The organism is Rhizobium sp. P32RR-XVIII (genome assembly GCF_012641395.1).
Lineage (GTDB): Bacteria > Pseudomonadota > Alphaproteobacteria > Rhizobiales > Rhizobiaceae > Rhizobium.
In genome coordinates this window covers 40,769-58,870 of sequence record NZ_JABAIH010000020.1, presented here as the reverse complement: position 1 = coordinate 58,870, position 18,102 = coordinate 40,769, and the positions used below count along the sequence as shown (strand labels likewise).

At 59.2% G+C, this 18,102-nt stretch carries 17 protein-coding genes and 3 pseudogenes; 16 read left to right on the top strand and 4 right to left on the bottom strand.

The genetic code is table 11. The features are described 5' to 3' along the window. Positions 1-58 precede the first annotated feature (58 nt). From HGP14_RS30420 to HGP14_RS30405, 4 genes are all read left to right on the top strand, one after another. A complete protein-coding gene (locus HGP14_RS30420) occupies positions 59-340 on the top strand; it encodes a DUF427 domain-containing protein (RefSeq protein ID WP_168833571.1) in 282 nt (93 codons plus the stop codon). A 155-nt stretch (positions 341-495) separates the two neighbouring features. Next, the gene (locus HGP14_RS30415; protein WP_168833570.1) at positions 496-669 is read left to right on the top strand and encodes a hypothetical protein; all 174 of its coding nucleotides are present in this window, start codon (positions 496-498) and stop codon (positions 667-669) included. 236 nt (positions 670-905) lie between these two features. Further along, positions 906-1,964, top strand: a complete 1,059-nt coding sequence (locus HGP14_RS30410) for an AraC family transcriptional regulator (protein WP_168833569.1) — start codon at positions 906-908, stop codon at positions 1,962-1,964. 170 nt (positions 1,965-2,134) lie between these two features. After that, positions 2,135-3,427, top strand: a complete 1,293-nt coding sequence (locus HGP14_RS30405) for an MFS transporter (protein ID WP_168833568.1) — start codon at positions 2,135-2,137, stop codon at positions 3,425-3,427. A gap of 57 nt (positions 3,428-3,484) precedes the next feature. Here HGP14_RS30405 and HGP14_RS36355 read toward each other — a convergent pair whose 3' ends face one another. Both HGP14_RS36355 and HGP14_RS36840 read right to left on the bottom strand, forming a co-directional pair. After that, on the bottom strand, positions 3,485-3,610 hold the full coding sequence (locus HGP14_RS36355; RefSeq protein WP_281408142.1) for a hypothetical protein: 126 nt from the start codon (positions 3,608-3,610) through the stop codon (positions 3,485-3,487). Positions 3,611-3,876: 266 nt separating this feature from the next. Further along, positions 3,877-4,062, bottom strand: a pseudogene (locus HGP14_RS36840) (DUF3095 family protein); the annotation flags it as partial. 399 nt (positions 4,063-4,461) lie between these two features. Here HGP14_RS36840 and HGP14_RS30395 point away from each other — a divergent pair. The 11 genes from HGP14_RS30395 to HGP14_RS30345 all read left to right on the top strand — a co-directional run bounded on the left by HGP14_RS30395 (position 4,462) and on the right by HGP14_RS30345 (position 15,305). Continuing rightward, complete coding sequence (locus HGP14_RS30395; protein WP_168833567.1) at positions 4,462-5,133, top strand: GntR family transcriptional regulator; 672 nt, start codon at positions 4,462-4,464, stop codon at positions 5,131-5,133. Between the two features lie 267 nt (positions 5,134-5,400). Further along, the gene (locus HGP14_RS30390) at positions 5,401-6,384 is read left to right on the top strand and encodes a tripartite tricarboxylate transporter substrate binding protein (RefSeq protein ID WP_168833566.1); all 984 of its coding nucleotides are present in this window, start codon (positions 5,401-5,403) and stop codon (positions 6,382-6,384) included. 43 nt (positions 6,385-6,427) lie between these two features. Further along, positions 6,428-7,405: a Bug family tripartite tricarboxylate transporter substrate binding protein gene (locus HGP14_RS30385; protein WP_168833565.1), complete on the top strand. Its 978-nt coding sequence runs from the start codon at positions 6,428-6,430 to the stop codon at positions 7,403-7,405. Between the two features lie 84 nt (positions 7,406-7,489). Next, on the top strand, positions 7,490-8,563 hold the full coding sequence (locus HGP14_RS30380) for a CapA family protein (protein ID WP_168833564.1): 1,074 nt from the start codon (positions 7,490-7,492) through the stop codon (positions 8,561-8,563). Further along, a complete protein-coding gene (locus tag HGP14_RS30375; RefSeq protein ID WP_168833563.1) occupies positions 8,563-9,147 on the top strand; it encodes a chromate transporter in 585 nt (194 codons plus the stop codon). Before HGP14_RS30380 ends, HGP14_RS30375 begins: the two co-directional genes overlap by 1 nt. Next, positions 9,140-9,673, top strand: a complete 534-nt coding sequence (locus tag HGP14_RS30370) for a chromate transporter (RefSeq protein ID WP_168833562.1) — start codon at positions 9,140-9,142, stop codon at positions 9,671-9,673. Before HGP14_RS30375 ends, HGP14_RS30370 begins: the two co-directional genes overlap by 8 nt. An 83-nt stretch (positions 9,674-9,756) precedes the next feature. Then, entirely contained in the window at positions 9,757-10,239 is a 483-nt protein-coding gene (locus HGP14_RS30365) for a tripartite tricarboxylate transporter TctB family protein (RefSeq protein ID WP_168833561.1), read from the top strand. A 1-nt stretch (position 10,240) separates the two neighbouring features. Next, positions 10,241-11,755: a tripartite tricarboxylate transporter permease gene (locus HGP14_RS30360; RefSeq protein ID WP_168833560.1), complete on the top strand. Its 1,515-nt coding sequence runs from the start codon at positions 10,241-10,243 to the stop codon at positions 11,753-11,755. 42 nt (positions 11,756-11,797) lie between these two features. Then, a complete protein-coding gene (locus HGP14_RS30355; protein ID WP_168833559.1) occupies positions 11,798-13,150 on the top strand; it encodes an MmgE/PrpD family protein in 1,353 nt (450 codons plus the stop codon). A 219-nt stretch (positions 13,151-13,369) separates the two neighbouring features. Next, positions 13,370-14,251 carry an oxaloacetate decarboxylase gene (locus HGP14_RS30350; RefSeq protein WP_168833558.1) on the top strand — a complete coding sequence of 294 codons (882 nt, stop codon included), beginning with the start codon at positions 13,370-13,372 and terminating at the stop codon, positions 14,249-14,251. 94 nt (positions 14,252-14,345) lie between these two features. Next, positions 14,346-15,305 (top strand): D-2-hydroxyacid dehydrogenase family protein, encoded by a 960-nt coding sequence (locus tag HGP14_RS30345; protein ID WP_168833557.1) that lies wholly within the window; start codon positions 14,346-14,348, stop codon positions 15,303-15,305. A gap of 177 nt (positions 15,306-15,482) precedes the next feature. On the opposite strand, the pseudogene HGP14_RS30340 reads toward HGP14_RS30345, so the two are convergent. Both HGP14_RS30340 and HGP14_RS30335 read right to left on the bottom strand, forming a co-directional pair. After that, positions 15,483-15,727 (bottom strand): annotated as a pseudogene (locus tag HGP14_RS30340) (DDE-type integrase/transposase/recombinase); the annotation flags it as partial. Positions 15,728-16,032: 305 nt separating this feature from the next. Further along, positions 16,033-16,278, bottom strand: coding sequence for an isochorismatase family protein (locus HGP14_RS30335; RefSeq protein WP_246704680.1), 246 nt, complete (start codon positions 16,276-16,278; stop codon positions 16,033-16,035). 920 nt (positions 16,279-17,198) lie between these two features. Between HGP14_RS30335 and HGP14_RS30330 the strand changes: the two are divergent. Further along, positions 17,199-17,955 (top strand): annotated as a pseudogene (locus tag HGP14_RS30330) (NADP-dependent oxidoreductase); the annotation flags it as partial. Positions 17,956-18,102: the final 147 nt, after the last annotated feature.

Sequence of the window (18,102 nt, the reverse complement as noted above, 5' to 3'; positions counted from 1 at the left end):
TCGAGGGCGGCGCAGGGCGCGTGCCACGAAACACTACGAGCCAACGAAAGGAAAAGAAATGACATCGGCGACATGGAATGGCGTGAAGATCGCGGAATCGGACCAGACGGTCGTGGTCGAAGGAAACCACTACTTCCCCCCCGAGTCCGTCAAAAAGGACTTCCTTCGACCGAGCTCTACTACCAGCCGGTGCCCATGGAAGGGAGCGGCAAACTACTATTCCTTGGAGGTGGACGGGAAGACGAATAAAGACGCGGTCTGGTACTATGCTGACCCTTCGACAGCTGCCGCGAATATCAAAGGCTACCTTGCGTTCTGGAATGGCGTTGAAGTCGGCTAGATCGGACGCCTGTTTGCCTACATCCAAGCCCATCGACGCGAGGAAGTTTCGCGCCATGCGCGAGGGCGGGGAGTATCTCATCGCGCCCCCAGTTCGGCGTTCGCTGGGCGATACCGGAAGTCTTGCGAGGTCTACACAAAGCGGGCGGCATAGACTTGCCCACATTGAACGGTGACGAGAGCTGGACCCTGCCGATCCCGGCGCGCTTCGTCGTCGATCGAAACGGCGTCATCGTCTACTCGGAGATCAATCTGGATCAAACCCGCCATTCCAATCCGCAGGGCATACTCCCCGTGCTCGACTATTTGCACCGGCAACGGCTTGCATGAGGGGGACGAGGAGCCGCGTCGATGTTTTGGAGTTGACAGGGCGAGACCGGCGCCGGCGAATTGTGGCCTACTTCGTTGAGGGGCCGAATTTCGTTTCGAGACGATTGCGAGAATCGATGGCAAGACACGAAGTTCAGTGGTACGGAAAAGCGTGGCAACGCCCAACTCATCCTTCGAGAACGGGCTTCCGAGCACTATCTGCACCGGTAGCCGGGCAGTATAGGACCACCAAAGTCATGCGGAACATTTCGAAAGCGGTTCCAAATCAGGCACTCGTCGGGCAGAGCGTTTCGCCGCCCGCGGGCTCCAACGTCAAATTGTCTACAACCGACCTCAACAACTTGATGCAGGCAATCGACATCGACGTCATCACGCTGATCGAGGTTCTGGTGCCGCGTGGCCATCGAGTCGAAATGGGAAAGGTTGACGCACCCGGGATCCACTACAACTTGAGTGGCGTGGGACGCATATCTATCAACGGTGGACCACAGATGCCGTTGAGCCCTCATTTGCTCATCATCGTGCCGCCAAATACTCCATTCGCGATCGAGGTCGACGGCGGAAGTGGCCCGCCGAAGCTCATCTCGAGAGACTGCTGGACACATCAAGACGGCATACTGCGCCTCGCTGTGCCGAACGAGCAGCCCGAAATCGTTCAGATATGCGGCTATTTTACCGCACTCTTTGGTCAGTCTGTGAGGCTGTTCGGGGAACTCCGCGAACCCGTGATCGAGCAGTTCGAGCCAGCTGACAAGATCGATCTGAAGCTTCGCGAGGCTATGGACGAGCTACTCCAGCAAGAGGTTGGCGTCGGCGCTATGACCTCGTCGCTGCTCAAGCAAATCCTTGTCTCATTGTTGCGGCGGTCCCTCAGGTCATCCGAGCGGTGGACGGAGCGATTCTCGATACTCGCCGACAGGCAGATCACGCGTGCCTTTGCGGATATGGTGGCACGGCCGGGAGCCGCCCATTCAGTTCAAAGCTTGGCGCACAGTGCAGGATTGAGTCGTTCTGCGTTCATGGCGAGATTCTCGAACATCTTTGGACGCTCCCCGATGGCCATCTTGCGAGACTTGAGAATGCGCCAGGCTGCGATCGAATTAACGACAACGACGATGCCGGTCGACGTCATTGCACGTAATGCAGGATATGAAAGCCGTTCAAGTTTTGTGCGAGCTTTTCGACAGGCGTATGAACGAGATCCGAGCGACTATCGGCAGATAGCCAGGGATGGCAAAGGCCAGCAAGTACCCGAGAACAGGATGCCGAAGTTTGCTTTTGATACAAAGGATTGACGATCCGAAAGCAAGCGGCGGCAGGAGTGGCTCTCCGATGCCTTACGCATGGACCGTCGGCATGTGCATTGTCAATCTAGGACGTCCCTCGATCCGTTCGGTGCGATTTATAATCACCTGGTGCGCTATCTATTCAGCGGAAAAAAGCAACAATTATTTGGAGAATTTACATGGTCAACGAACAGCAATTGATTTCCAAGATTACCTGGCGACTGATGCCGTTCCTCGGAATCCTTTATCTCATTGCCTATATCGATCGTCAGAATGTGAGCTTCGCCAAGCTGCAAATGGTCGATGCGCTCGGCATGAGTGAATATGCCTACGGCCTCGGCGCTTCGCTCTTCTTCATCGGCTACTTTCTTTTCGAGGTGCCGAGCAACCTTTTTCTCGACAGGTTCGGCGCACGCGTCTGGTTCGCGCGTATTCTCGTCTCCTGGGGCATCGTCACCATTCTGCTTTCCTATACGCAGAATGCGACGATGTTCTACATCCTACGGTTTTTGCTCGGCGTCTGCGAGGCAGGGTTCTTCCCCGGCGTTCTGTATCTTTTGACGCTCTGGTTTCCCTCGGCCTATCGCGGCCGCATGGTCGGGCTCTTCATGATCTTCAGTGCACTTGCCAATGCGGTCGGCGCACCTGTTGGAGGCATGCTTCTCGATCTCGATGGGCTCTACGGCCATGCCGGCTGGCAGTGGGTCTTCCTGGCAACGGGTATTCCAGCCGTCATCGCTGGCATCGTCACCTTCTTCTATCTCTATGACCGGCCGGAAACAGCAGGTTTCCTCAGCAACGAGGAGAAGCGCTGGCTGGCGAACCGCCTCGCGTCCGAAAATGCCGGCATGGACCGGAACGCGGAAAATGGCTTCAAGGCGCTTCTGGATCCTCGCGTGCTGCTAATGGCGCTGTGCTACATCGCTTTTCCGCTTGCTGCCTATGGCCTCAGCTATTGGCTGCCGACGATCGTCCATGCCTTCGGCGTTAGTAACACGGTGAACGGCCTGATTAACATCATCCCATGGGTGGTTGTCGCAATTGCGCTTTGGGCGGTGCCGGCGGCAGCCGACAAAGCCAAATCGAAGACGCCTTATATCGTCATCCCGGCTTTCATCGGTGCGGCCTGCCTGCTCTTATCCGCACTCGTTCCGAACCATGTGTTGCAGTTCGCCTTCCTCTGCATTGCTGCTGCCGGTATTTTTGCGCCTCAGCCGGTCTTCTGGAGCCTGCCGTCACGCTTCCTGAAGGGCGCAGGGGCTGCCGCCGGCCTCGCCGGCATCAATTCCGTCGGCAATCTCGGCGGCTTCGTCGCCCAAAACGTCGTGCCCTGGATCAAGGACGAGACCGGAAGCACGATTGCGCCGATGTTCTTTCTGGCGGCGTGTCTCGCTATCGGTGGCCTGCTCGTCTTCGTCGTTGCCTTCATGATGGCCCGCAAGGAGCAGGCGGCAGTGCCGCACGGCGCGTGATCCTCTCAAAAACAAGGGACCCCTTTCCACGTGCGCTATCAAGCGGGGGCGCTGCGCCTAGGAGGAAATTTCCTCGAGCTTGCGTCCACCGGTCTCGATCATCTGCGTTTCGGCCAGTGCACCGATGACGGCGACGATCCCGAGCATGATGAAGACGGAATTGATATCCTGCGCGCCAGCCATATAGCCGACTATCGTCCGACCAACGCGTCGTTATTTCAATGTTGAAAACTAGCCAATGAATCCGCCCTATCGGCCGCGTCCTCCAACCCCGCGTAGGGCATCCTGTTTCCTGGACGGCCTTCTGTGGCGGTTCCATTGAGCGAGTTGGCATGCCAGGCGATTCCGGAAGCTTTCATCGCGCATAGCGAAAGCCGGGAGCTGTACCCGCCTTGGCCCTCAAGAAAGAGACCGATGGATTGGATGTGCGCGGTTGAAGCGCGAGCTCCTTATGTACCGAGGCTGCTTGCAATATTCCGCTTCAAGTTGAGCGCAGCGAAAGCGTAGCCACCGGAAGCACCATCAACGACATGCACGTGATTAGCTTGGGTGGGCAATGGCACAAAGCACGTAAGATTTGCGGCCGACTGTCGATGCGTTCCAAAAAAGCATGCGCCTCGTCGCCGGCCTCTTCCAACCGTGCGTTTATGACGTCGGCGAGTTCAGATGAGCAATCCACTGTCATGCGTAGGCCGTCATCGAATTTCGCGCTAAACAGACTCTGCGCGGTTACGAGGCCGATCTCGATCCTCCTCCCTCAAACCCCCATCGCGAACTGCGCGCAGCAGCCATGGAGACATGGCGTCAAATCGCCCGCCTGCACGCCTGACCAAGCTGCCGCCCACAGAAATTGATTTCGGTCCGTTAAGTTTACGGTTCCAACCGCGCTCCTCGACTGCCGCACACATTATTACCGCATCGTTCAAACTCGAAAGGATGGCTTCCGCTTCAAGCACAGCTCCCCGCGTTTCATATTCCAAATTTATATAGAAACATAATTGACATAATTGGTATACCAACGGTATGGTACCACCATGCCAGTCACCCCAGCCATTCAACCAGATACGACAACCGCCTACGATCGCCTCAAGCTTCTGATCCTTGATGGCCAGATCGCATTGGGCGAATCTCTCGTCGAAAGAACCATCGCAGCACGCCTGGGGGTAAGCAGGACGCCCATTCGGGAAGCGATCATGCGGCTTGAGCGGGAAGGGCTGGTCCGGATCGTTGACGGGCGTGGTGCTTATGTCGCCTCGTATACGGTCGAGGACGTTATCGAAATCTACCATGTACGAATGGGGTTGGAGCCGCTGGCCGCTCGGTTGAGTTGTCCGGTGATATCGCTGCAGGCGCTTGACGATTTTGAGCACGAGCTGAAGCGGTTTCATCGCGATCCAGACAGCCGGAAGGACGATCCGGACGCATGGAGGCGTGTCGGACGCGATTTCCACGAGTTGTTCATTCGGGCTTCAGGGAGCGGTCGCCTGATCCAGATACTGGAGGGGATGCACTATCAGATCGAACTGGTTCGCGGTCTCGGTCGGATTGTGAATCCGGATGCGGGGCACCGCAGCACGATAGAGGAGCATCTTGAGATTCTCTATGCGTTGCGCGAACGGGATGCCGACCGTGCGGAGGCGGCGGTACGAATTCATTTGCAGAATGGTCTGCGATACCGCTTGAGCGGATTGCAGATACATCGATAGCTTTTCGTTTTCAGGCGGAATTCTGAAAGCGGATAAATAGCCCGGACTCCAGGAGTCGGGGTGTTTTCTCGCATTTGTGAGGGCGAGTGAAATCTCCGGGAGGGCATGCTTCCCGGAGCGTGAGGAGATGTGCGCAAGCGCAGGGTGTGGGTCGATTTGGAGGTCGACCAATACCTGGATTTCAGATGATTCAGATCAATCGGCCCGAGCTTGCGAAAGCTCGGGGAGGGCAGTCGTTTGCCTTGCTTAGACGACGTGGAGGAAATTATGAAATTCAATTGGATTGGCATCTTTGTCGGTGCGGCTGCTGCCGCCCTGACGGCGTTTTCGTCGGCCGCTGCGGAGGATTTCGCCCCGAATACGACCGTGTCCATCGTTACGCAGTCCGGACCGGGCGGTGGCAACGACGTCTTCGGGCGTGCACTGATCGCGGCTATGGAGAAGGAAAAGCTCGCGACAGTTCGCTACCTCATTCTAAACAAGGTTGGCGGCGGCAGCACGAACGCGATGAACTACATCAAGGAAAAAGCCGGGGATTCTCATACCCTCGGCCTGTTCGCGAGCGTGTTTGTCAGCGACCCCCTGGTGCAGAAGGAAGCCACTACCTCCCTGCAGGATTTGACCCCCATCGCCAACCTCATTCTTGAGCCGGCGCTGATCGTGGTCAATGCAGACTCGCCCTACAAGACCCTGAAGGATTTCATCGACGCGGCCAAGGCCGACCCGAATAAATTCAAACAGTCCGGCGGTTCTCCGCTCGCTCGCGACGCAGTCGTCCGCCATGTGTTGATGTCCGCTACGAACGCGCAGTGGTCGCTGATTTCCTTTGCCACGGGCGGCGAGCGCATCTCCGCGGTACTCGGCGGTCATACCGACCTGATGATCATCGAGGCCAGTGAAGCCGGCCAACTCATTCAGGCCGGCAAGTTGCGGCCCCTCGCTGCGGTTTCCGACACGCACATTGATGGCTTTACGGACGTGCCGACCATCAAGGAAGCTGGTTACGACGTGAAGCTGCCGCCGCAGGCTCGTGGCATCGTCGGTCCTCCCGGTATGCCCAAGGAGGCGGTCGCCTACTATCAGGATCTTCTTCAGAGGACCACGCAGACCCCGACATGGAAGCAGTATCTCGCCGACAACCATCTGCAGGATGCCTTCCTGCCCGCTGACAAGCTGGGCCCGTTCCTGAAGGATTATGCCGACCTGATGCGTCAGATCTTCATCGACGCCGGTATCGAAGTGGTCCGTTGATCGGGCTGATTTTCTGAAAATGCGGATCTCGGGAGGAGTATCCATGACTATCAGGTTCAAGACATTTTCGATCGCCGCCATGCTGGTTGCCTTGGCAACCGGCGCGGTCGCCGAGGACTTCAAGCCAACCGGCCTCGTATCGGTCGTTGTCCACGCAGGCGCAGGCGGAGGCAATGATACATTCGGGCGCGCCCTGCTGGCCGTCATGGAGAAGGAAAATCTTCTGCCGGTGCGGTTCCAGGTCATTAACAAGGTTGGCGGCGGAAGCGCCAACGCAATGAATTACATGGCCGAAAAAGCGGGCGACAATAATACGATCGGCTTGTTCACCAGCGTCTACATGATCAATCCGCTCGTCCAGGAAGAAGCGACGACGACGATGGGCGATCTCACGCCGATCGCCAACCTCATATTCGAGCCGGCGCTTGTCGTCGTCCGTACGGACTCGCCCTTCAAGACGCTGAAGGAGTTCATCGACGCGGCGAAAGCCGAGCCGAACAAGTACTCCCAATCCGGCGGATCTGTCCTCTCGCGGGAAGCCATCGTGCGCCAGTTGATCATGTCGAAGACGGGCGCCCAGTGGTCGTTCATCTCCTTTCCGACGGCAGGAGAGCGAATCTCCGCCGTTCTCGGCGGCCATACCGATCTCATGATGATCGAGCCCAGTGAAGAAGCAGGTCTCGTCAAGGGAGGGAAACTGCGTGTGCTTGCCCAGATCGCCACCAAGCGACTTGAGGATTATCCCGATGTGCCGACGCTCAAGGAGGCCGGCTACGACATCGTGGATGTACCTCAAGCCCGTGGAGTCATCGGCCCGCCCGGCATGTCGAAAGAGGCGATGGCCTATTATCAGGACCTCTTCGAACGGGCTTCAAAGTCTGAGGGCTGGAAGAAATACCTCCGGCAGATGCAGCTTGAAAGCGCCTACATGCCGGCGGGCGAGCTTGCCGATTTCGTCAAGACCTACACGAGCCAGATTCGCGAGATCCTCACGTCTCTCGATGTCAAGGTCGTCCGGTAAATCAAGACCGTTCGACGAATGCAGCAATAACCCGCTCCCCCGGTTCGGAGCGGGACCCATACATGTTGTTACAAGGAAATCAGAATGCAATCGAACATGCAAAAGACCCTGTTGCTCGTCGGTGATATCTTCGTCCAGCGAGATAATCCGCCGAGCGTATTCCAGCATGTCGGAGATACGTTGCGGAATGCTGATTTCACTTTCGGCAATCTCGAAGGCTCCACGTCCGATGCGGGCGAGCCCTGGTCCATCAAGGAAACGAACTGGAAAGCCGACGGACGACAGGTGGAAGCCGTTGGATCGGCCGGTTTCGACGCCCTAAACGTCGCCAACAATCACATGCTGGATTTCGGCCATGCGGCGATGTTCGAGACGCTTGGCCATCTCGACAGGCTTGGCATCGCCCACACGGGCGGTGGCCGCAACAAGGCCGAAGCGCACCAACCGGCAATCGTGGAGAAGGACGGATGCCGGATCGCAATGCTCGGCTACACATCCGTCTTCATTCCGGAATGGGCGGCAGGTGAAGATACGCCGGGTCTGGCGGTCATGCGGGCGCGCACGTCCTACGAGGCGCCGCCCCGTGTTTTCGAAGTGCCGGGAACGCCGCCTCTGATCCGCACCCAGCTTGTGCCGGAAGACAAGGCGCAGCTCGAACACGACATAAAGGTGGCGCGTGAGCGCGCCGATATCGTCGTCTGCGCCTTCCATTGGGGGGTCTCCCGCGGCTTCATGAAGATAGCAGAATACCAGACCGAGCTTGGCCGACATGCCATCGATGTCGGTGCGGACATCGTCTTCGGGCATCATCCGCACGTCATCCAGGGCGTCGAAGTCTACAAGAGCAAGGCAATCTTCTATTCCCTCGGGAACTTCACCTTCGCCCAGCACAATCCGGCGAAGGGTCATGAGGCCGAAACGATGATCGTTCGTTGCGGCATTGCGAATGGGCGGATCGAAACGGTCGAATATCTTCCCGTGCGCTGCGACGAGCAAATCGATCCGCACATTCTGGACCTGACGGAAGGTCAGGACGTCATCGACATGATCGCCCGGCGTTCGGCTTCCTTCAGTACGCGGTTCGAACCGGCGGAGGACGCAATCCGTCTGATCGATGCGTGTGTCGCTGCGCCGGCTTTCGAAGGGAACCGTAACTGATGACGATACTGATCCCACCAGATCGCAGATTGCCGGACAAGCAGATGGCATCCCTGCTTGATCTGGCGTGGGTTCATGGGAAAATCGGCTTGCTCAGCTTTGGGGGCGGCATGTCCGGCCTCGTCTACCAGGAAGTCGTCGTCAAGCGGCGCTGGATGGGTGAAGAGGAGTTCTTCAGCGGCCTCGCCGTCTGCCAGGTTCTGCCCGGCGTCAATGTCGGCAATCTCGCGGTCTATGTCGGCCAGAACCTTCGCGGCGCTCCGGGGGCGGCAGTCGCGCTGGGGGGAATGTTGGCGGGGCCGTTCTTCATCGTGATCGCCATCGCCTCGATCTTCGATCGAATCTCCGGCATCGCCTGGATATCCGCAATGCTCGACGGCGTTGCGGCCGCCGCTGTCGGACTTTTGATCATGATCTCGATCAAGGGGGCAAAGCAGGCTGCCCGAACCGTCTTCGGATTGCCTGTTCTTCTGCTGACGGCGGTTGGCGTCGCTATCTTTCATTGGCCGATCATTCCCGTCGTCCTGGTGCTGACGCCGATCAGCGTCGCCCTTGCCTGGATCGGGATGCGGCGCGATGTCTGAAAATTCCTATCTCGCGCTGATCAAGGTGATCGTGCCGCTTTCGCTGGTGACGATCGGCGGCGGTGCCAGCATCTTCCCGGCCCTGCAGCATCAGACGGTCGATATCCGCCAATGGATGAGCGCCAGCGATTTTATCGATCTGTTCGCCATCGCCCGCAGCGCACCTGGCCCCGGCTCGATGCTTGTGACGCTGATCGGCTGGAAAGTCGCCGGTTGGAGTGGCGCATTGATCGCCACGATCGCGATGTTCCTGCCCTGCCTCATTCTCTGCATGGCGGTGTCGCGAACATGGATCCGGCACAAGGGAAGCCCATGGCATGCGGCGCTCGAAATGGGTCTCGCACCGATCGGGACGGGTCTGGTGACCGCCGGGATCATTTCGATTGTGGAGATTCTCGGCAGCGGATGGCTGTCGGGGACCGTAGCTGCGGCAACGGCTGCGCTGCTTCTCGTGAAGCCGAAAATGCAGCCGTTGATACCTCTTTTGCTGGCAGGCGGACTTTTCGCTTTTGTCAGCTTCCTGTGACGCGCCGGAACCGAGGAGCATGAGCGCGTGCCGTCAAGATCGAGACCAACAGCGCCGATCAGGCGCAGAACATCGAGGCTAACATGACAAGACAGTATTGGAAGGATGGCGAGTTGATCGCCGGTCTTACGCTGGCCGTCCTGGGCGGCTACGTCCTCCTGGAGGCGAGCAAATGGGTGATCTTCAACGTTGAAGGCCCAGGCCCGGGTTTCTTTCCCTTGGGATACGGCGTGCTGATGCTGGGGCTGGCGCTGGCACTGGTCTTTCAGCGTCTGACCGCCGAACCGCCCGCAGCTCCGGCAGAGCCGATCGATCCGGGCGAGAAGCGCGGTCTCATCGACGCCGCCCTGACCTGGATCGCCATTGCCCTCAGCATTCCGCTCATGTCGGCGCTGGGCTTCGTCGTAGGCTTCGGCCTTGCCGTGTTTTTCATCGTCAAGGTTGTTTTCCGGCGCTCATTCGTGACCAGCTTCGTGATGGCGGCAGCCATCGGCGGTGGGCTTCATTTCATTTTCCCCGTCATGCTGAGCGCGCCTCTGCCGGTCGGGAAGTTCTGGAGTTTCTAAGATGGATGCATTTTTCGGACTTGCGCATGGCTTCGGCGTAGCGCTTCAACCGATGAACATCGTGTGGTGCTTTGCTGGCTGCTTTCTCGGAACGGTCATTGGTATCCTGCCGGGCCTCGGGCCGGCCGCGACGATCGCGATCCTCCTGCCAGTGACCTACAACATGGATCCGGTCGGCGGTATCATCATGCTGTCGGGGATCTATTACGGCGCAAAATATGGTGGTTCCACGACATCGATCCTGCTCAATATGCCCGGCGAAGCCTCGTCGGTCGTAAGCTGCATCGACGGCTACCAGATGGCCCGCAAGGGCCGAGCCGGCCCCGCTCTGGGCATCGCGGCCATCGCCTCCTTCATCGCGGGAACAATCGGTGTCGTCGCGCTTTCGCTGATCGCACCGCCGATCGCACAGTTTGCGCTGTCGTTCAGTTCGCCGGAATATTTCGCGCTGATGATCCTCGGCCTGTCGCTCGTGGTGCTTCTCGGTGGCAATTCCATCGTGAAGGCAATGCTGTCGCTTGTCCTGGGACTATCGCTGGCAAGCATCGGCACGGACCTTTTCACCGCACAATCGCGCTTTACCTTTGGACAAAGCTCGCTGCTTGACGGCATCGATTTCATGACCGTCGCGATCGGTCTCTTTGCGATCACCGAAATTCTCCTGAGCATCGCGGCGCGGGAGAAAAGCGAACTTCTCGACGTTCCCAAAGGAATCCGCAACCTTCTGCCAAGCTGGGAAGAGCTGAAGGCATGCCGTTTTGCCTTCATCAACGGTTCCATCACAGGATTCTTCATCGGTCTGCTTCCCGGCGCCGGTTCGTCTATCGCCTCATTCGTCTCCTACGGTATCGAGAAGGCTGTATCGAAACACCCCGAACGCTTCGGTCATGGCGCGCCGGAAGGTCTTGCCGCGCCGGAAGGCGCTAACAATGCCGACACGGGCGGGGCACTTCTGCCGCTGCTCACCCTGGGCATTCCCGGAGGCACGTCGACAGCCATCCTGCTTTCGGCGCTCGTCCTCTGGGGTGTCAAGCCAGGCCCGCTCATGATGCAGGAATCTCCGGATATCTTCTGGGGGCTCGTGGCCAGCATGTATGTCGGCAACGTCGTGCTGCTCATCATGAATCTGCCGCTGGTTGGCGTCTTCGCCCAGATACTGCGCGTTCCGATCTTCGTCCTTCATCCGGTCATCCTCGGCGTTTCGATCGCCGGCGCCTACGGGATTTCCGGAAGCCTGTTCGACGTCGGCCTGCTCGTCGGCTTCGGTCTGCTCGGCTGGGTGATGTCGAAGCTTTCCTTCCCGACAGCCCCGCTCATCCTGGGCTTCGTGTTGGGCGACGCGCTCGAGCGGGCGCTGCGGCAATCCCTCACCATGTCGAACGGCGATGTGAAGATCCTCTTTGACCGGCCAATTTCCGCCGTCCTGCTCATCCTCGCCGCCCTGATCCTCGTTTCGCCGCTGCTGCGCCGGTTCAACACCTTCAGGATGCAAGCGCTCAAGGAAGACGGCGTGTGATCATTCGCCGCCCTGATCATGAATCAATTGAAAGGAAGTAAAATGACGTCGCCGACCCGCACACTTGCCGCCTTCGGCCGGGATCTTTCGTTCGGGCAAATCCCCGAGGCCGTTATAGAACAGGCACGCAAGGCGATTCTCGATACCGTTGGCGTATCTATATTCGGTGCGGATCTTCCGTGGAGCCGCATGATCATCGACTATGCGACCCATTACGGAAGCGGTGGCACAAGCACGATCATCGGCACCGAACACCGCGTCGCAGCGCCATTGGCCGCCCTTGCCAATGGCGCGCTGGCACACGGGTTCGAAATGGACAACCTCCGTCAGCCGAGCGCGGGCGTCCATCACGGCTCCACTCTCATGCCGGCGGCATTCGCCGTCGGCGAAGAAGTCGGGGCCAGCGGTCGTGATGTCCTCGCGGCCTTCGTCGCAGGCTCTGAAGTCATGTCGCGGATCGGTCTTGCGGCGGATAACACCGCCGAGAAGCTCGGCTTCCACTCGCCTGGCGTCACCGGAACGTTCGGAGCCACCGTCGTCGCGGGCCGGTTGCTAGGCCTGAATTCGGAGCAGATGGTCAATGCCTTCGGCATTGCCGGCTCGCTCTGCTCCGGCCTTCTTGCCTTTACCAAGGCCGGGAACGGCGGCATGGTCAAGCGCCTTCACATGGGCCGGGCATCCGAAGGAGGCGTGCTCGCCGCCCGTCTCGCCAAGAGCGGTTTTGCCGGCCCCGATGTTATCTTGGAGGGCAAATACGGCGTCTTCCAGAGCTTCACCCGCGAGCCGAAAATGGACAGGCTGCTTCATGGCCTCGGAAGCCACTGGGAAACGCTGCGGATATGCGTTAAGTGCTATGCTTGCCACATCACCGCCCATACGCCGGTCAATTTGCTCGAAGGCCTGAAGAAAGAGCATGGCTTCACGAGTGCTGACATAGCCGAGATCCATGTCGCGACCAGCGAGAAGGTGTTGAGCCACCACGACAACACGGAACCGAACGACATCGCGTCGGCACAATACAGCCTTCCCTTCTGCCTCGCCATCGCCGCAAGCCGCGATCCGAGAGAGCCGCGCTCCTTCCGTGACAACCCTCACGAAGATGTCGCAATCAGAAATCTTGCGAAGAAGGTGCACATGACGCTCAACGAGGAGAGCGTGGCGCCCGGCAAGGCCTGGGCGACGCGCATGACGGTTGTCCTCAGCGACGGCCGGACGTTGAACGCGGCCGGACACGACTTCCGCGGCGCGCCCAGCAATCCGATGAGCGCGGCCGAGCTCGACGGAAAGTTTTCTGCGCTTTCCTCCGGGTTTGGCAACGACAGAAGCGCAGCCTTGCTCGAAAAATTGCACCGGCTCGGCGAACTGGACGACATCCGCACGCTCTTCCTGTCCTGACGTCGTTTCTCGTCCTGAACCGCCAAGGCGGGTGCCGGTCATCGAACCGGCACCGCTCATCCATGCCGCATCGACGGAAAACATCCCCACGCCATGTCCCGGACCACTATGATCGTCGGACATGGGAGGCGCTCATGCGCTAAGCTCTTTGTGGAAGGGATTCGTCCGGCGACGACACTTCACGGATCCTATCGGAATGCCGAACGGGAAGGGGACATCATGAACACGCGCAAACGTCGCGAACACTTCCGCGGAATCCTTGAGGGCGACATCTGCGTCCATCCGGCCTCGGTCTTCGATGCCCTGTCGGCGCGGGCCGCGTCCGAGCTTGGCTTCGAATTGACGATGCTGGCAGGATCGATCGCCTCCATGGCCGTCTTGGGCGATCCCGATATCTGCCTAATTTCCATGACGGAATTCGTCGATCTCGCGAACCGCATCTGCAGAGCAGCGGAAACCCCACTTCTCGTTGATGCGGATCACGGATATGGCAATGCGCTCAACGTCATGCGCACGGTAGAGGAGCTGGAAACGGCCGGTGTTGCGGCCCTCACGATCGAAGATACGGAATTACCCCGGGCCTTCGCTTGCGAAGGGGCCGCGCGTTTGATCTCGCGCGAAGAAGGCATTGGCAAGATGTGCGCTGCGCTGGAAGCTCGCCAAGACCCGGCACTTGCCATTATCGGACGTACGAGTGCGGTCGCGCTGAGCGGGTTGGACGATGCGATCCTCCGGCTCAAAGCCTATGAGCGCGCAGGGGTGGACGCGCTCTTTCTGACGGGGGTGAAACAACGGGCGCAAGTCGATGCCATTGCCGAAGCTGTCAGCATCCCGCTCATTCTTGGAGCCGCAGCGCCCGAACTGAAGGACAGCGCCTATCTCCGGGAACGGAGGGTCAAGATATCGCTTCAGGGACACCAGCCGTTTCTCGCGGCCGTCCAGGCGATGTATGGCTCGCTTCGAGCACTGCGTGAAGGAACACCGCCCTCCGAAATAACGGGTCTCCCGTCGGACGACCTGATGGCCGGCCTAACGCGGCGCCCGGCGTTCGAGCACTGGTTGACCGATTTCCTCTCATCGCCCCTGCCGGACCGCGATTGATGGACTACGCACGAGGAAACGGCTGCGTGGGAGGCGCTAACAGGCCCTCTATCGTTTCCAGAAAACAAACCTGGCTATATAAAGGGAAATGAAGATGCGGTATTTCTGTGCAGTTCTCGATGACTATCAGGATGTGTCGAGGCGGTTGGCAGACTGGTCCGCATGTGGTCCTGATGTCGATATCACAGTGTTCAATAACAGACTCGATGGCGACGAGGCGGTCTCGCGGGCGCTTGCCGATTTTCATATCGTCTGCCTCATGCGCGAACGCACGCCGTTTCCACGCACTGTCATCGAAGCCCTGCCGAACCTCCGACTGATCGTGACGACCGGTATGCGCAACGCGGCCATCGACCTTGTCGCAGCCAGGGATTGCGGAGTAATGGTCTGCGGTACGCAGACATCAGGCCAGGCCACAGCCGAGCTGGTTTTTGCCCATATGCTCGAATTCGCCCGCAAGGTCGGGTTTGAGAACGCGCAGCTCAAGAAGGGCCAGCCATGGCAGACGACAGTGGGGATCGACCTTGCCGGGAAAACGCTCGGAGTGGTCGGTCTCGGCCGTCTCGGTCGGCGGGTCGCCCAGATCGGCGCCGCCTTCGGCATGAACGTCATAGCCTGGAGCGAGAACCTCACCCGTGCCAAATGCGAGGGAACAGCGGCGAAATGCGTCAGCAAGGAAGAACTGCTGTCGACGGCGGACTTTGTCAGCATTCACCTGCAACTAAGCGACCGCACCCGCGGTCTGTTTCAGGCCGCAGACCTGGCGCTCCTGAAACCTGCCGCCTTCCTGATCAACACCTCGCGCGGGCCGATCATCGATGAGGCCGCGCTGATCGAAATCCTGCGTGATGGCCGCATCGCAGGCGCGGGGATCGATGTGTTCGACGCCGAGCCGCTTGCCCGCGACCACCCCTTCCGCAGCATCGCCCGCGCGCAGATCACGCCGCATCTCGGCTATGTAACGACGGACGGCTACCGCCTCGGCTACGGTCAAACCGTCGAGGATATAGCTGCTTTCATCGCCGGAAAACCTGTCAGGATCATCGAGGCATAGACGGCTTTCCAGCCAGGTATTCCTCACAGGCGCGACGTTTTATCCGGCAACAACACGTTGGAGGGAGGCGTCACGTTTTGGCTTAATGGCTTGACGTTAATTGATCGGGATGAGCACCCGGTCGTCAGCTACAAGAACACAAGAACCACCATTTTCCGCCACAGATCGTTTCTCGGGCAGTGTGGCTACCGCCGACAAGACGCCTGCGAAGTGTCGAAGTGCACCTGGCGATCGAAACCGTTGCATCGCACGCTCCCGCTTTCGCAGGGGCAGATGCGAGTTTTCGGCGCGGTTGTTCAAGCCCTTGTGCGATCGATGCTCAACCGTGGCATCACCTGACGCAGTGCTGCGCCGTAGGAACGAAGCTTGTCGCTGACGAAGCGCTTCGGCACGCATCCCTGCCTCTTCATTAGTCGGATCAGTGGATTGATGATATAGGGCGTCGGTGGTTTGTTCTCGCCGCGACCGGTTTGATCAATTACCGCTGAGCTCATAAACCACCGCCTCGTCCTGCTCTTCTCGCAACCCTTATAAGACGGATGCGCAGCTTTCCGTCGTGCGTCCAGGCGCGTATTCGATCTCAGCAATCAGCGTCGGCTCAACGAAAACCGCGTTCTTGCGCCTCTTGCCGGTGTCGACGCCTGGAGGTCGAGCGCTGGCCAGAAGAGAGTCAGAGAGACGGACCGGGCATTCTGCGCCTGGTCCGTCTGGGGAAATGATGCCAGAGTTATGCCTGGGCCAGCATCTGGACAACTTCTTCCGTCGTCCAAAGACCGTTAGCCATGTAGCGGAAATTGATCAGCGCCGAGAGGTAGCCGTCGCCCTCCGGGAGCTTCGGCGCGGCAACCGCGTCGCGAACCACGCCGACCTCGAATCCAAGTTCGAGGAAATCGCGGCAATGGGACTCGACGCACATGTTGGCGAGCATTCCTGCGAGGATGATCTGGTCAACGCGCTGCTTTCGCAATTGCATGGCAGGTCGTTGGCTGCGGGACTGTACAGCTTGTGCGGCGAGCAAATGATCGTCTTACCGTCCTCGATGTACTTTTTAAGGTCCGGAAGGCGCGGGCTTATCAGCATTTCGAATGCACGAGCCCAAGGTCGGATGATATAAGTGGCATGGTTGCGCTGAAACCTCTGCTTAACTTGCCGCCGGACCCTGCGATTTGCCCCGTATTCGGAAGGAGGGCGCCTTGCCGAAATCTCATTCACCCAGGGAAGCTACGTCGATGAAAAGGATTAGCTTTATTCTCCCAGCGCTCATGTTAGCTGTCGAGCCTGCCTTCGCAATCGAGCGGCTAAATACCGATTCAACGACCTGCGCTACCGCTCAGCAGATGATCGCTCGCGATGGAGCTGTCATCCTGCGTTATCCATCTCAGAGAGTACCTGGTCTGACGCTTTACAAACGTTATGTTCGCAATAAGTTCCAGTGTGACAGCGATGATCAAACCGCGATGACATCCGTCAAGACCGCTGACGAGCCACAATGCCGGCTGGCGCTTTGCCGATCATCGTCACACAATGAATCGCGAACGTCAGGTTCGCGTTGAAGGTATGAGAGAACCATCCGAACTTGGCGCGATTGACACCAACAACCTTTGTGCGACTGTGAGCGGATCGCAATCACCGGCCTACCCACATCATGACCCCAGAACGATTTTCCGAATGCCTCCTGCATATCCGACGGACGCCGATGCGATTAAGAGAGACGGATAGCCGGTATTTGCGTCGGATCTGGTGTGGTGGTGAGATATTTGCAAGCCTCTACCGCAACCACAGCGAACAAAGCAGCGCAAGCTGTCGAATAATCCTTGGCGATGACGCGTTTGACGTTGAATTCCATGCCTGAAAGCAATCGTAGTAACGGACTAGGCTGCGGGAACGGCCGGGATGAAGCTGACGGAGCGGCCCGAGCCGCAGGCAGCGATAAACGACGTCATCGTTCAGGTTCATGCGTGGGGATTCGTCCCGACCGAGCTGACGTGGCCCTCGACCTGGACCGATCGCCGCGGCCATGACCGGACACCGTCGATCCCCGGTCACGAGCTGGCCGGAGTGGTCACCGCCCTCGGCTATGGCACGACGGGACTGTCGGTGGGACAGCGGGTGTTCGGCCTCGCCGACTGGCATCGCGACGGCACCCTGGCCGAGTTTGTGGCGATCGAGGCACGCAACCTTGCGGCGCTGCCGGGCGACGTCGAGTTCACGGTGGGCGCCAGCCTGCCGATCTCGGGACTGACCGCCTGGCAGGGACTGTTCCAGCACGGCCGCCTTCAGGCGGGGCAGAGCGTCCTTGCGCACGGCGCGGCCGGCGCGGTCGGGACGATGGTGACGCAGCTCGCACGAGAGGCCGGTGCCTATGTCATCGGCACCGGGCGCGCCGCCGACCGTCAGAAGGTCCTCGACTTCGGCGCGCAGGAGCTCGTCGACCTCGACAGCGATGTCCTCGAAGACGTCGGCACAGCCGATCTGGTGTTCGATGTCATCGGCGGTGACATCCAGAAGCGGTCCGCGGGCTTGATTCGAGCCGGAGGAACGCTGGTGACCATCGTCGGGCCAGCCGAGGCGCGGCCTGCCGACGGCCTTGCGGTCGACTTCGTTGTCGAGTCGGCGTGCTCAACTGGGTGAGATCGTCCAGCGGGTGCGGGGTTGAATAAATTGCTCCCCGGTTCACGCTTCTCAGGCTTCCAGTATGTTGCGCCAGCTTGTTTCGGCAGAGCAAGGACTGCCGACATCCGTCTCAGGCATCGGGCTGTGACGCCCGGCGATTGTTCAATTCTGACTTCTGTCAAAG

Bases quoted from the DNA above. Each gene is read 5' to 3' on its own strand.
- HGP14_RS30370 (WP_168833562.1), top strand. From the start codon at position 9,140: ATGTCTGAAAATTCCTATCTCGCGCTGATCAAGGTGATCGTGCCGCTT.
- HGP14_RS30345 (WP_168833557.1), top strand. From the start codon at position 14,346: ATGCGGTATTTCTGTGCAGTTCTCGATGACTATCAGGATGTGTCGAGG.
- HGP14_RS30355 (WP_168833559.1), top strand. From the start codon at position 11,798: ATGACGTCGCCGACCCGCACACTTGCCGCCTTCGGCCGGGATCTTTCG.
- HGP14_RS30395 (WP_168833567.1), top strand. From the start codon at position 4,462: ATGCCAGTCACCCCAGCCATTCAACCAGATACGACAACCGCCTACGAT.
- HGP14_RS30360 (WP_168833560.1), top strand. From the start codon at position 10,241: ATGGATGCATTTTTCGGACTTGCGCATGGCTTCGGCGTAGCGCTTCAA.
- HGP14_RS30385 (WP_168833565.1), top strand. From the start codon at position 6,428: ATGACTATCAGGTTCAAGACATTTTCGATCGCCGCCATGCTGGTTGCC.
- HGP14_RS30365 (WP_168833561.1), top strand. From the start codon at position 9,757: ATGACAAGACAGTATTGGAAGGATGGCGAGTTGATCGCCGGTCTTACG.
- HGP14_RS30405 (WP_168833568.1), top strand. From the start codon at position 2,135: ATGGTCAACGAACAGCAATTGATTTCCAAGATTACCTGGCGACTGATG.
- HGP14_RS30410 (WP_168833569.1), top strand. From the start codon at position 906: ATGCGGAACATTTCGAAAGCGGTTCCAAATCAGGCACTCGTCGGGCAG.
- HGP14_RS30375 (WP_168833563.1), top strand. From the start codon at position 8,563: ATGACGATACTGATCCCACCAGATCGCAGATTGCCGGACAAGCAGATG.
- HGP14_RS30390 (WP_168833566.1), top strand. From the start codon at position 5,401: ATGAAATTCAATTGGATTGGCATCTTTGTCGGTGCGGCTGCTGCCGCC.
- HGP14_RS30420 (WP_168833571.1), top strand. From the start codon at position 59: ATGACATCGGCGACATGGAATGGCGTGAAGATCGCGGAATCGGACCAG.
- HGP14_RS30380 (WP_168833564.1), top strand. From the start codon at position 7,490: ATGCAATCGAACATGCAAAAGACCCTGTTGCTCGTCGGTGATATCTTC.
- HGP14_RS30350 (WP_168833558.1), top strand. From the start codon at position 13,370: ATGAACACGCGCAAACGTCGCGAACACTTCCGCGGAATCCTTGAGGGC.
- HGP14_RS36355 (WP_281408142.1), bottom strand. From the start codon at position 3,610: ATGGCTGGCGCGCAGGATATCAATTCCGTCTTCATCATGCTCGGGATC.
- HGP14_RS30335 (WP_246704680.1), bottom strand. From the start codon at position 16,278: ATGCAATTGCGAAAGCAGCGCGTTGACCAGATCATCCTCGCAGGAATG.